Raw genomic sequence first — 14,401 nt, 5'->3', positions numbered from 1 at the left:
TCCATCTATTAACACCATTATACAACACAATAGGAATAATCGCTGGTAATTTATAGTCCTTCCTTTTTTGCTGGTTTAATGATGTATCTTTAAGAATTTCTCTCCACACTTCAATTATATATAATAACAATCTGTATGGCATTTGAAAATCAACTTTTGATTGTAATTCCAACAATATATAAAAGAAAACTTCTTTATCCTTCAATTTTACTTGATAAACCAAATCAGCCTCTTTATTTTTAAAATCTTGCAATATGAAGGATTTGTTTATTCGTATTACTTTAGATTCGTCTATTTCATTTACCCAATCTTTTTTGACAAAACTTCTTAAAAGTTCAATAAATACTTTTTTATGAGAAAGTAGATATTTATAACCTTTATCATGAGGGGCATTTAAATTCTTTTTATTTTTATCAGTTTCCATCATATCTCACCTATATTATATCACATCATTTTTGACTACTGCAGGAAATAAAAAAGATAAAACCTCACTCTGCGGGCGCAAGTGCTTAAATAGCACCGCCTCCGCTTCTGTATCTATATACCACCAATAGAACTTATGGGCGCCGAAACAGCCTCATAAGTCCTATCGGATCATGTCAAAATTTAGAGTGAACAATAATATATATTCGACGTAAATTTACATTTTCCTTCTTTTCCAAAGGAATTTTTTATAATTTTATAGAATGATATTCCATGAAAAGATTATAGTAAACCTTTGAAGTCTGATATTATTCCTTCCTGATGCTGGATAACTTTCTTCTCATTACTCTTCAAATATTTTGTAATCTCCTTTTCCTATAAATACCACTAATGCTTTCTTTAAATTTTGTTTATCTTTAAATTGCATACTTTCACGGTATCTCTTTAATTGTTCTTTCCCTTTTTCTATTATCTCCCCAATATATTTTTCGTCACTTTTCTTTACATACTTTAGCTCTATCAACCATTCGTATTTTACATCTGGCATTCTTATGTCTTTTTCTAAATAAATATCTATATAACCTCCCTCTGTTTCTTTCTCACTTATAGGCTTGTATATGTTACTCATTGTCAAGTATGAAAAGAGTATTATTTTTATATATTTTTCATCAAATTTTATTGTATCTCTATTGGATAATACTTTTAGAACTTTTTCACTTATAAATTTTATAAAGTTCTTTATTTTCCCTTCAAATGCCATTTCCCATATGGCTTTTGCTATTTCCAGCATTTCATATTTTATGTTGTTCTCTTCCTTTAATTTTCTACCGAAGTACTCCCAATACATTGTTTTTATTACGTAATTAGGTATGCCAAGTTCTAAGATATTGTACTTGTAATCTTTTATTGTTAATAAGCCCATATAAAATAGAAGAGAAATAAAGTATTCTTCGTCGTACATTCTGTCAAATGAAAATTTTGTTACTATCTCCGCTACTATCCCTTCCTCTTTTATGATCCTCTCTAATAATGCCTTGTTCTCTTCATTCATCGTAAGCCTGTTTAGCCTACCATAGTCTGTCTTTACATTGTCATCTATTAGATACTCTGGATATCCTCCTGTGTTTTTGTATTGTGCTAAAAAGTATAGTACCATGTCTGGATTGTATACCCTTGTCTTGGCATTTTTGTTGAATTTATAGCCATCGTATAATTCCCTTAAGTTATTTATTAAATTCTCTTTTTCCTCTATCCCTACTTCTTCTAGTATCTTCACTACTTCTTCTTCTGTAAATCCCAGCATCTCATTTAAGCTTAAATCTATTGTGACATTTAATGCTATGTTAAATCCACTTGTTAAGTCGTCCAACATTATTGGAGATATCCCTGTTATGAATATCCTGTCTATTACACTCTCTGTCCCTATCTTCAATGTCTCATAAAAGTCTCTTACAAATCCTGATGCCCTCACTATCTCTCTGTAAAATCCACTCTCACCCATCGCTATTATGTCATTGGCAAAATGGTCATATTCGTCTATTATTAGGTATATCTTTTTACCTACTTTCTTTACTTCATTTATTAGCGTCATTATAACTGCATTTATATCAGTTATTTGGTCAATTTTCTCCCTTATTTCTTCCGTATTTCCTAATATACCCTCGTATCTGCCTAATAAAGCATTTATTGAATTTTTCACACTTAACAAAAATGACTCTTTTAGTTGGTCTTTGTTTTCTGTGTTTAGGCCCGAAAAATTCAGTTTGAGTATCATATAACTGTTCTTTAGCTTTGTTGGATTCTTCCCTATATATAAGTCACCAAATAGTTTCTCAAAGTCTTTCTCATTGTTTATGTCATAATAGTTCTCCAATGTGGAAAGAAAAAGACTTTTCCCAAACCTCCTCGGCCTTATGAAAAACAGGTATTTGCTATTTAAGTTCTCTATCTTCTCTATATACATCGTTTTGTCTACATACAGGTATCCTTCTTCTCTCATCGCTCTGAAATTGGACATCCCATAGGGTATTTTCTTCATCTTTACCACCTCTTTCTTTTCTTTTTTACACTTCTATTACTTGGTATTCGTCCTTGCCTATGAATATGATTAGCGCCTGCTTTACATCTTTTCTCTCTTTTAGCCCTTTACTTTCTCTATACCTCTTAAGCTGCTTTATTCCTTCTTCTTTTATCTTGTCTACTTTGTCTTTCTCACTCTTCTTTACATACTTTAGCTCTATCAACCACTCGTATTTTATATCTGGTATCCTTATGTCCCTCTCCAAGTATATGTCTATATACCCTCCTTCTGTCTCCCTCTCACTTATTGGCCTATAGGCTTTACTGTTTACAAGATACGCAATTAATATCACTTTGATATATTTTTCATCAAAGTTTATTATGTCCCTGTTCGAAAGCACCTTTAGCACGTTCTGACTTATATACTCTATATACGGTTTTATTCTCCCTTCATACGCCATCTCTTCTATGGTCTTCCTTAACTCATTTAAGTCAAGATTAATTTTGTATTCTTTCTTTAAATTCGTTTCTATATATTCCCACATTATTGTCTTGATTACGTAATTGGGTATTTTTAAAAATAATCTCGTTTTTTCTTGCCTCTCTATCGTGAGTAATCCCATATAGAATAACAGTGATACAAAGTATTCTTCGTCGTACATTCTGTCAAATGAAAATTTTGTTACTATCTCCGCTACTATCCCTTCCTCTTTTATGATCCTCTCTAATAATGCCCTGTTCTTTTCATTCATTGTAAGCCTGTTTAGCCTGCCATAGTCTGTCTTTACATTGTCGTCTATTAAATTTCTAGGCGGTTTTTTGTATCTTACTATGCTGTCAAGATAATACAATACCATGTCGGGATTGTATATCCTCTTCTCCGCTTCTGCACTAAATAAATAACCATCGTATAATTCTTTTAATTCTTCTAATGATTTTTCTCTTTCTTTTTCCTCTATCCCTACTTCTTCTAGTATCTTCACCACTTCTTCTTCTGTAAATCCCAGCATCTCATTTAAGCTTAAATCTATTGTGACATTTAATGCTATGTTAAATCCACTTGTTAAGTCGTCCAACATTATTGGGGATATCCCTGTTATGAATATCCTGTCTATTACACTCTCTGTCCCTATCTTCAATGTCTCATAAAAGTCTCTTACAAATCCTGATGCCCTCACTATCTCTCTGTAAAATTCACTCTCACCCATCGCTATTATGTCATTGGCAAAATGGTCATATTCGTCTATTATTAGGTATATCTTTTTACCTACTTTCTTTACTTCATTTATTAGCGTCATTATAACTGCATTTATATCAGTTATTTGGTCAATTTTCTCCCTTATTTCTTCCGTATTTCCTAATATACCCTCGTATCTGCCTAATAAAGCATTTATTGAATTTTTCACACTTAACAAAAATGACTCTTTTAGTTGGTCTTTGTTTTCTGTGTTTAGGCCCGAAAAATTCAGTTTGAGTATCATATAACTGTTCTTTAGCTTTGTTGGATTCTTCCCTATATATAAGTCACCAAATAGTTTCTCAAAGTCTTTCTCATTGTTTATGTCATAATAGTTCTCCAATGTGGAAAGAAAAAGACTTTTCCCAAACCTCCTCGGCCTTATGAAAAACAGGTATTTGCTATTTAAGTTCTCTATCTTCTCTATATACATCGTTTTGTCTACATAAAGGTATCCTTCTTCTCTCATCGCTCTGAAATTGGACATCCCATAGGGTATTTTCATCATCTCTACCACCTCTTTCTTTTCTTTTTTACACTTCTATTACTTGGTATTCGTCCTTGCCTATGAATATGATTAGCGCCTGCTTTACATCTTTTCTCTCTTTTAGCCCTTTACTTTCTCTATACCTCTTAAGCTGCTTTATTCCTTCTTCTTTTATCTTGTCTACTTTGCCTTTCTCACTCTTCTTTACATACTTTAGCTCTATCAACCACTCGTATTTTATATCTGGTATCCTTATGTCCCTCTCCAAGTATATGTCTATATATCCTCCTTCTGTCTCCCTCTCACTTATTGGCCTATAGGCTTTACTGTTTACAAGATACGTAATTAATATCACTTTGATATATTTTTCATCAAAGTTTATTATGTCCCTGTTCGAAAGCACCTTTAGCACGTTCTGGCTTATATACTCTATATACGGTTTTATTCTCCCTTCATACGCCATCTCTTCTATGGTCTTCCTTAACTCATTTAGGTCAAGATTAATTTTGTATTCTTTCTTTAAGTTCGTTTCTATATATTCCCACATTATTGTCTTGATTACGTAATTGGGTATTTTTAAAAATAATCTTGTTTTTTCTTGCCTCTCTATAGTGAGTAATCCCATATAGAATAACAGTGATACAAAGTATTCTTCGTCGTACATTCTGTCAAATGAAAATTTTGTTACTATCTCCGCTACTATCCCTTCCTCTTTTATGATCCTCTCTAGCAATACCTTGTTCTCTTCATTCATCGTAAGCCTGTTTAACCTACCATAGTCTGTCTTTACATTGTCGTCTATTAGATACTCTGGATATCCTCCTGTGTTTTTGTATTGTGCTAAAAAGTATAGTACCATGTCTGGATTGTATACCCTTGTCCTGGCATTTTTGTTGAATTTATAGCCATCGTATAATTCACTTAAGTTATTTATTAAATTCTCTTTTTCCTCTATCCCTACTTCTTCTAGTATCTTCACTACTTCTTCTTCTGTAAATCCCAGCATCTCATTTAAGCTTAAATCCATTGTGACATTTAATGCTATGTTAAATCCACTTGTTAAGTCGTCCAACATTATTGGAGATATCCCTGTTATGAATATCCTGTCTATTACACTCTCTGTCCCTATCTTCAATGTCTCATAAAAGTCTCTTACAAATCCTGATGCTCTCACTATCTCTCTGTAAAATTCACTCTCACCCATCGCTATTATGTCATTGGCAAAATGGTCATATTCGTCTATTATTAGGTATACCTTTTTACCTACTTTTTCTACTTCCTCAATTAGCTGGTTTATTATTGATTTTATATCTGATTTCTCTTTGACATGCTCTTTTATTTCGTCTATGTCTTTAAATATGCTTTGGTATTTGTTTAAAAAGCTGCTTATTGAATCAATTAGGTTTTGCTTGAATGATATTTCTAACCTGTCTCTATTGCCTGTATCTAATCCTGAAAAATTCAGCTTGAGTATCATATAACTGTTCTTTAGCTTTGTTGGCTTCTTCCCTATATATAAGTCACCAAATAGTTTCTCAAAGTCTTTCTCATTGTTTATGTCATAGTAGTTCTCTAATGTGGAAAGAAAAAGACTTTTCCCAAACCTCCTCGGCCTTATGAAAAACAGGTATTTGCTATTTAAGTTCTCTATCTTCTCTATATACATCGTTTTGTCTACATACAGGTATCCTTCTTCTCTCATCGCTCTGAAATTGGACATCCCATAGGGTATTTTCTTCATCTCTACACCCTCTTTCTTTTCTTTTTTAATACTTTTTTGCATTTTTTGTATTCCTTTATGCATGAGATTCTTCGGCTTCGCCTCAGAATGACAGAAGACAAAGATTCTTCAGCTTAAGGCTTTGTTTCACTTCGGCTCAGGATTTTACTGCTACACTTTACAAAAAAAGACACACTTTATAGTGTATCTCGATGTCTACAAATTTACTACTGCTCTCTTTAAAATCTGTCTATCCAGCTTTACTTCCTGTGATTTTTGGTTTAATTCGGTAATCTTTTTATCACGCTTATCTTGTGTTTTCTCTAACTTCATTTTTATTTCTGTAATAGCTTCATCAAATCTTTCTTCAAGTCCATCCAATCTTTTTTCAAAGTTGTCAAACCTTTTTTCAAAACTATTAAATTTGTCAACAATAAAATTCATAAATTCTTCATTTGTCATTTCATGGCCCCCATATAAAAACCATTTACTAGCTTCATCATACCATTCCTTTTATGGTAAATCAAGATAAAAAAGAGAGATACACTTTTAATGTATCTCTTGAAGCGTCTTTTGGGATTCTTCTATTATCTGTTTGGTCATTTCAGTCATAGGCTTTGGCTCTAATGATTTGGAATTTGCTTTGTCAAACATTTTTTGTACATCTACCGCTTTTTGCAAAAATTCTTTTGCCTTTTCTTTATCTCCATTGTTTAAATAATACATACCAACTTTGTTATAAGCATCAGCTAATTGCTGGTAATTTTCTGGCCTCAATGGTTGTACTTCCACTGCTTTTAATACATATTTAAGGCCAAGGTCAATTTGTCCATGAGCAAGATAGAAAGCTCCCAGTTGGGCATTAAGTTGAGAATTAAAAGGCTCTAATTGCACGGCTTTTTCTTCCTCAAACATCGCTTTTTGAAGCCTTACAGCATCCTTTAACTGGTCACCAAGGGCGGTGAGAATTTGCCCGTATGTCATTCTGTATTTTGCGTTCCATGGGTCATAGGATACTGCTTTTTCATAATTTTGTTCCGCCAAAATAAGATTTTGTTGTCTCAAAAAGTTATCCCCTTTTACGGCATAACTTAACGCTACTGACATAGAGGTAGACATAAACATTACAACAAGGGCTACAGCTATTGCTAAATAGTTTAAGTAAATTTTTTTGTTTTTTACTTTAACTTTTAGTATGTCCAGAGAATTTATTACACCAATTAATGCCCAAAGTGCAATAGAGACTGCAGAAAGCGACAGGTCAAAATCCATTGCAGCATGAGCATAAAGGCTTATTATTGATGTTATAATTGCGGCAATTAAAGTTCTGTCTTTGTCTTCCATGTACCCTTTATACACTCTATGCATGCTTCTAAAAAGGGATACCAACAAAAATATTATAGCAATAGCTCCAATGATACCTGTATCTAAAAGTACCTGCATGAAATAGTTATGAGTCTGCGTAGTCCAATACAGGTAAGATTGGTATTTGAAATATAGTGATGCCCATGCACCACCACCTGCTCCCAATATAGGATAATCTTTAAAAATTTTTAATCCATCTTTGTAAAACTGCATTCTCTGTGAGCTACTTTGGGTTGACAGGCTTATATCTTGGACACGTGATGCAATATCCTCTGGCAAGTACTTGTATTTTAACATTATGTTTTGTGCTTCATAAGGAGCATTTTTAGGATATATTTGCGCCTTTGTAAAAGTAACTGACGTGTTTTGAAAATTATTTACAAATGTTATGGCAAGCCTTTTTGTGTCTTTTAAAGTAGAAAATTCTATTGTTTTTTCGCCAATGAAATTGTCTTTGTCGTAAAATTCTGTAATTTTAGTGGATTGGTCATTTTCATTTCTGCTGTTTATTATTATGCCGTAAGCCCAATCCTTTTTTGAGGGATTTTTGGCTACAACATCGTATTTTAACACATAAACTCTGTCAGGTTCTGCACTCACAAATCTCGTTACGCTTTTTATGCTGTCAGACTCTTCTACATCATGTTTTAAAGTCAATGGAACTTGAGTTGTAAAAACTATGTATCCTGCTACCAACACAAAGATTCCAATTACAGCAGCAATAGCTATTCCAACTTTCACATTTATTTTATTTACAACACTCACAATAAAGCTTATTGCGTATGTAACAATTAGTGAAGCAAAAACTCCAATCAAATACCATTTGATTAAATTGAGAGCTGCCCCGCTGGCAACTGCCGAATTAAATTTTACTATAGGCAGTGCTGAAGCAATTACAACCCCCACAAAATACGTAAAAGGTTCTATCCTTTTGCCCCTTGGCATCAAAAGCATAAGAATAATGCCAAGAAAAGGAAGCATAAGCCATGCACCGCGAGACAAGGTAAATACATAAGCGTAAAACTGTGTATAAGCGGTCATGCCGTATATTGCCTTTAAATATTTATTGTCAGTGTAAGAAATTAAAGCTAAATTGACAAGGAAAAAAGCCATCAAAAATGAAGCTGTTGTATTGGGGTACTGAAAAGTAGAGTTTATCCTGCCTCCTACCCATGAACCGTTGTAATGGATGAGATTAACTGAAGATCCCAGCCCCACAACCGCTACTACAAAAGAGCTTAAAACTAACGCATTTAATAGTATAAAAATTTTTTTGTTATCTTTTACGGTCCTACTAACTATGAAATATATAAACAAATAATCAAAATATCTCAAAACTTCCCCTATGCTCGCCCTTATATTTACAGCAAAAAAACTAGAGATTATATACGCCCCTACAAGGGATAAAGCAGCATAGTCTAAGGTAGTACTTATTATGGGTTCTTTTTGCACAATTTTAAAAATAGCCCATATAATAAATACCGCAGAAGTCAATGCAATTGTGGGAAACATTTCTTTTTCGAAATACATGCCTCTAAAAAAAGGTGGATAAAATACGAGAATTACAAGTAATATATAAAATATTGTGTCTAAGCTTGCAAAACTTCTGTAGTTTTTTTCCGTTTGTTTTTTTATTGTCTTACCTTTTTTTGCAGCCACTTTTTGCGCCATTTTCAATCCCCTCTTCTTGTAGCATTTTAATCCATTAAGACCACAGTATATACATATTCGACAAAAAATTCACTTTTCCTTCTTTTTATCAAACTATCAATTACAAATTTAAAATCCCAAAAAGGCACAATTTGCCTCAATCACACATTTTAATTGAAAGAATATAATAAAGTGAAAATAGAAAAAGGAGGATGGATATGAGGCTTAAGTACTTAATTGTATTCCTGTTAGTATTAGCCCTTACAGTTTCTTTATTTACAGGGTGTACAACTAAAAGTCAAAAACTTACAAAAATTAATTTTGTAGAAACAGTCCATTCTATTTTTTACGCTCCCTATTACGTAGCTGTAAGCCAAGGCTTTTTTAAAGAACAGGGGCTGGAGCTTGTAATTACAACTGCTCAAGGGTCAGATAAAGCTGCAACGGCTGTTTTATCTGGCACAGCAGACATAGGACTTCAAGGGCCTGAAACTACTGTATACGTACTTAAAGAAGGAAGAGATGATTATCTTGTAAATTTTGGGCAACTCACAAGAAAAGATGGGTCTTTCCTTTTGGGGAAAAAGCCTGAACCGGACTTTAAATGGGAAAATTTAAGAGGTAAAAAGGTAATAGGTGGAAGACCTGGTGGGATGCCTCAAATGACACTGGAATACATTTTAAAAGAGCACGGCGTAAACCCGAAGACAGATTTAACTCTTATCACCAATCTTCAATTTACAGCAGCTGCGGGAGCTTTTATGTCTTCCGATGCAGATTACGTGGCGTTATTTGAACCTACAGCTTCTCTAGTTGAAAAACAAAAAGGTGGATACATTGTAGCATCAGTTGGCGCTTCCAGTCATGAAGTTCCTTATACCACTTTTAATGCAAGAAAAAGCTATATTGAAAAACATCCCGATATAATACAGCATTTTGCAAATGCAGTATATAGAGGAATGCTTTGGGTAGACTCGCACTCTTCTAAAGAAGTAGCAGAAGCAATTAAGCCTTTCTTCCCAGATGCTGATATAGACCTTATGGCGACAGCTATTGAAAGATACAAAAATCAAAACACCTGGGGCACTACTCTAAAAATGAAAGTTGAAGACTTTGATTTTCTGCAAAATATACTTTTAGATGCAGGTGTAATAAAAGAAAAAGTGGACTCACATCTTCTAATCAACAACACTTTCGCTGAAAAAGCTGAAAAAATGATCAAAAAGTAGGGTTTTAAATTGTGCTCAATATGTCCCTCCTATATTGAGCACAACTCCCCTTTTATTAACTTCACATAGAAGGGAGTGTCTTTTACGAATAAAATAATGGTCAGCCTCAAAGATGTATCCTTTAATTATCACACCTTAGAGGGTGAAACTGAAGCTTTAAAAAATATTTCTTTTGATGTGTACGAAGGAGAATTTGTAGGGATTATAGGCCCTTCTGGATGTGGCAAATCTACTCTTCTTTCGATTATTTCCGGTCTTTTAAAGCCTTCTTATGGAAGTGTAGAGGTAAATGGAAAAATAGGCTATATGCTTCAAAAAGACCACCTTTTTGAATGGCGAAATATATGGCAAAATGTATTACTTGGACTTGAAATACAAAAAAGTCTAACAGAAGAGTCTAAAAAATACGTAGAAGGTTTGCTTGTAAAATACGGCCTCGGCGAGTTTAAAAAACATTATCCTAATCAATTGTCAGGTGGGATGCGACAAAGAGCCGCTCTCATAAGGACATTAGCTTTAAAACCAGACATACTTTTATTAGATGAAGCTTTTTCTGCTTTAGACTACCAAACAAGACTTGCTATATCCGATGAAGTATATAAAATTCTTAAATATGAGCAAAAAACTGCGGTCATAGTAACTCACGATATCTCAGAGGCAATTTCTATGTGTGATAGAATTATAGTTCTATCAAATAGACCTGCCCATGTAAAAAAAATTTATGACATTGTCCTAACTTGTGAAGATCGAACTCCCATAGGCTGCAGAAAAGCTCCTGAGTTTAGAGAATATTTTAATTCAATTTGGAAGGAGTTGGATGTCCATGTATGAAGCAGCAACCCCCTATATTTCAAAAGAGCACAGGGAATTTTTAAAAAAAGTAAAGAGAAAAAATGTATTGATACGAGTCACTCAATTTGCATTATTAATCCTTTTTTTCGCTACATGGGAAATTGTCGCAAGGTACAAAATTGTAGACCCTTTTTTGGTCAGCCAGCCTTCAAGAATGTTAAAAACTATAATAACCTTAAGTCAGAATGGTTCTCTTTTTATGCACATATGGGTTACTTTGAGTGAAACTATAATAGGTTTTACTCTTGGCACAATAATTGGCATGATAATCGCTATACTTCTGTGGTGGTCAGACTTTTTGTCAAAAGTATCAGAACCTTATTTAGTAGTACTTAATAGTCTCCCTAAAATTGCATTAGGTCCTATATTTATAGTTTGGATGGGAAATGGAGAAGCTCCAATAATTACAATGGCTCTTGCTATTTCATTGATAGTAACTATAATCAGCTTACAAACGGGTTTTAAAGAAGTTGACGAAGAAAAAATAAAACTTTTGAAGACCTTTGGTGCCACAAAAATGCAAATACTTACAAAATGTATTCTCCCCGCCAGTGTCCCAACGATTATTTCCGCCATAAAAATAAACATCGGCCTTTCGTGGGTAGGAGTAATTACAGGAGAATTCTTAGTTTCTAAAGCAGGTTTGGGATATTTGATTGTCTACGGTGGTCAAATTTTTAAGCTGGATTTAGTAATGACCAGTGTTTTGATACTTTCAATACTTTCTGCCTTGATGTACATTTTTATAGTGTATCTTGAAAAAAAGCTGATAAGGTGGAGATAGAAAACAGTGTTTTTTGTTTTTTTATGTGCTAAAATATGTATTGTAGTATTATAAATGCGGGGTGAAAACTAATGAAAATCGCATTGGCTCAAATAAATCCAATTGTGGGAGATATAAAAGGAAACTTCAAAAAGATAGTAGAGTTTATAAATAGAGCAAAATATCAAAAGGCTGACCTCGTAGTATTCTCTGAATTAGTTACCGTAGGTTATCCTCCTAAAGATTTTTTGTTTATGCAAGATTTTTTAGAAGCCAATGAAAAATATATAAATGAAATAGTCTTACCTTCTTCTTATCAAATTGGAGTAATACTGGGTACTGTAAGGCGAGATACAGAAGGCAATCTTTATAATTCTGCTTTTTTTATTTATGACGGTAAAATAGTTGAGGTTTTTGACAAGACTTTACTTCCAAACTATGACGTATTTGATGAAAAGAGGTATTTCAAACCAGCACAATTAAGAAAGATAGCTTCCTTTAAAGGTATAAAATTGGGGGTTAATATATGTGAAGACATATGGAAAGATTATGTTTTTGAGCCAAGTGTAGATTACTCTGTTGATGTTTTAGAGGAACAATTTAAGCTCAAACCTGATATTTTTATAAATATTTCGGCATCTCCTTATTACTTGGGTAAACAAAATATGAGAGTAGAAATGATAGAGAAAAAGATAAAAAAGTACGCAATACCTTTTGTTTATGTAAATCAAGTTGGTGCAAATGATGAATTGATATTTGACGGTGCTAGCTTTGTAGTAAATGAAGAAGGCAAAAGAGTAGTACAACTTAAAGCTTTTGAAGAAGATATTAAAGTTTTCGATATTGATGAACTGAAAAATCTTAGGAAACTGCCCGAAATAAAAGAGGATATATCTTGGTTATACAACGCTCTTGTCCTTGGTGTAAGAGATTATTGCAAAAAATCAGGTTTTAAAAAAGCAGTAGTAGGCTTAAGCGGCGGAATAGATTCTGCAGTGGTTTGTGCTATAGCAGTGGAAGCTTTAGGAAAAGAAAATGTTCTTGCGGTTTCAATGCCTTCAAGATATTCCTCTGAAGGAAGTAAAAGCGATGCAAGAATACTGGCTGATAATCTGGAAATTGAATTTAGAGTAATCCCAATAGAGCCTGTGTTCAAAAGTTATTTATCCGTTTTTAATGGGGATAACAACGTTATAGGTGACCTGGCAGAAGAAAACATACAAGCAAGAATAAGAGGTAATTATTTAATGTTTATATCAAATAGAGAAGGGCACATTGTTTTAACTACCGGAAACAAATCAGAATTAGCAATGGGATATTGCACTCTTTACGGAGATATGAGCGGAAGCCTTGCTGTGATAGCAGATGTACCTAAGACAATGGTATATGAACTAGCAAGATATATAAACAGAGAAAAAGAAATAATTCCAGCTTCTATAATTGAAAAAGTTCCCTCTGCAGAATTAAGACCCAATCAAAAAGATGAAGACTCATTGCCTCCTTACAAGATTTTGGATGAAATATTAAAAATGTATATAGAGGAAAACAAGTCAACAGAGGAAATAGTAGAAAAGGGATATGATGAAAAATTAGTAAAAGATATTATAAATAAAGTCAACAGCGTAGAGTACAAAAGAAAACAAGCAGCACCCGGGCTCAAAGTCACCACCAAAGCCTTTGGAACAGGAAGGCGTATGCCAATTGTTCACAACTTTAAACTGTGATTTTTAAATAACTTGTGAGGAGGAGATATTTTGTCAAAACAATTAAAAAGCGACATTGTGCTTATCTTAGTAACTATGGTGTGGGGGTCTACATTTATAATAGTCAAAAACGCTATACAGACACTTCCTGTGTACAATTTTCTTTTTATACGCTTTTTATTGGCTTTTTTGCTTCTGGCAATAATATTCCATAAAAAGTTAAAAAACATTGACAATAAAACATTGGCTGCTGCTTCAATAATTGGCACAATGCTTTTTTTAGGTTATGCCTTTCAGACTATGGGACTTAAATACACTACAGCATCTAAATCAGGGTTTATAACAGGGTTTAGCGTAGTGTTAGTGCCAATTTTAGAAGCAGTGTTTCTTAAGAGAAAGCCTTCAAAACCTGCAATTTTAGGAATTGTACTCGCTTTTATAGGACTTATACTGCTCACTACAAATATTGACTTATCTATTAACATAGGTGATTTTTTGACACTTTTGTGTGCCTTTGCTTTTGGAATGCAAATTGTTTTAATAGCAAAATACGCCTCCACCTTAGATACATATTTACTCGCTACTATTCAAATAGGAATGGTTGCGCTTTTAAGCGGCATTGTGACTTTGCTATTTGAAAAGCCTTTTATACCTACATCTGTCGCTGTATGGCCAGCCATTATAATAACCGGCGTTTTTGCTACGGCTTTTGCTATTGTTGCCCAAAATACAATGCAAGCGTACACTACTGCTACTCATACAGCTTTGATATTTGCATTAGAACCAGTTTTCGCTGCAATAGCTGCTTTTCTAATTGCAGGTGAAGTGATGTCCTTTAGAGCAATACTAGGCGGAATTTTTATGTTTGCAGGCATAGTGCTTTCCGAACTACCTGAAACAGAAGTTAGTAAATAACAAAAACTTCCTACTGCTTTTAAAAAATCCCCAGTAGG

11 protein-coding genes are annotated in these 14,401 nt (G+C 33.5%); 5 read left to right on the top strand and 6 right to left on the bottom strand.

The window, feature by feature from the left end:
• The 6 genes from THYS13_RS13695 to THYS13_RS13670 all read right to left on the bottom strand — a co-directional run.
• The coding region (locus tag THYS13_RS13695) for an Rpn family recombination-promoting nuclease/putative transposase (RefSeq protein WP_042835097.1) at positions 1–427 on the bottom strand (427 nt) is incomplete at its 3' end.
• Positions 428–766: 339 nt separating this feature from the next.
• A complete protein-coding gene (locus tag THYS13_RS13690; protein WP_042835077.1) occupies positions 767–2,461 on the bottom strand; it encodes an ATP-binding protein in 1,695 nt (564 codons plus the stop codon).
• 25 nt (positions 2,462–2,486) lie between these two features.
• The gene (locus tag THYS13_RS13685; RefSeq protein WP_042835076.1) at positions 2,487–4,187 is read right to left on the bottom strand and encodes an ATP-binding protein; all 1,701 of its coding nucleotides are present in this window, start codon (positions 4,185–4,187) and stop codon (positions 2,487–2,489) included.
• Positions 4,188–4,212: 25 nt separating this feature from the next.
• The gene (locus THYS13_RS13680; RefSeq protein ID WP_042835096.1) at positions 4,213–5,907 is read right to left on the bottom strand and encodes an AAA family ATPase; all 1,695 of its coding nucleotides are present in this window, start codon (positions 5,905–5,907) and stop codon (positions 4,213–4,215) included.
• 195 nt (positions 5,908–6,102) lie between these two features.
• The gene (locus THYS13_RS13675) at positions 6,103–6,348 is read right to left on the bottom strand and encodes a hypothetical protein (RefSeq protein ID WP_042835075.1); all 246 of its coding nucleotides are present in this window, start codon (positions 6,346–6,348) and stop codon (positions 6,103–6,105) included.
• Between the two features lie 87 nt (positions 6,349–6,435).
• Complete coding sequence (locus tag THYS13_RS13670) at positions 6,436–8,922, bottom strand: O-antigen ligase family protein (RefSeq protein ID WP_042835074.1); 2,487 nt, start codon at positions 8,920–8,922, stop codon at positions 6,436–6,438.
• Between the two features lie 197 nt (positions 8,923–9,119).
• On the opposite strand from THYS13_RS13670, the gene THYS13_RS13665 reads away from it, so the two are divergent.
• The 5 genes from THYS13_RS13665 (at position 9,120) to THYS13_RS13645 (ending at position 14,363) form a co-directional block, all read left to right on the top strand.
• A complete protein-coding gene (locus THYS13_RS13665; RefSeq protein ID WP_042835073.1) occupies positions 9,120–10,130 on the top strand; it encodes an ABC transporter substrate-binding protein in 1,011 nt (336 codons plus the stop codon).
• Positions 10,131–10,226: 96 nt separating this feature from the next.
• Positions 10,227–10,961 (top strand): ABC transporter ATP-binding protein, encoded by a 735-nt coding sequence (locus THYS13_RS13660; RefSeq protein ID WP_042835072.1) that lies wholly within the window; start codon positions 10,227–10,229, stop codon positions 10,959–10,961.
• Positions 10,954–11,766 (top strand): ABC transporter permease, encoded by an 813-nt coding sequence (locus THYS13_RS13655; protein WP_042835071.1) that lies wholly within the window; start codon positions 10,954–10,956, stop codon positions 11,764–11,766. Before THYS13_RS13660 ends, THYS13_RS13655 begins: the two co-directional genes overlap by 8 nt.
• 71 nt (positions 11,767–11,837) lie before the next feature.
• Entirely contained in the window at positions 11,838–13,469 is a 1,632-nt protein-coding gene (locus THYS13_RS13650; RefSeq protein ID WP_042835070.1) for an NAD+ synthase, read from the top strand.
• Positions 13,470–13,499: 30 nt separating this feature from the next.
• The gene (locus THYS13_RS13645) at positions 13,500–14,363 is read left to right on the top strand and encodes a DMT family transporter (protein WP_042835069.1); all 864 of its coding nucleotides are present in this window, start codon (positions 13,500–13,502) and stop codon (positions 14,361–14,363) included.
• The last annotated feature ends 38 nt before the right edge of the window (positions 14,364–14,401 follow it).

Origin of the sequence: Thermoanaerobacter sp. YS13, assembly GCF_000806225.2 — a bacterium.
GTDB classification, from domain to species: Bacteria; Bacillota; Thermoanaerobacteria; order Thermoanaerobacterales; family Thermoanaerobacteraceae; genus Thermoanaerobacter; species Thermoanaerobacter uzonensis.
Note: the sequence above shows the minus strand (reverse complement) of the source record. Positions and strands in the feature narration are given on the sequence as shown.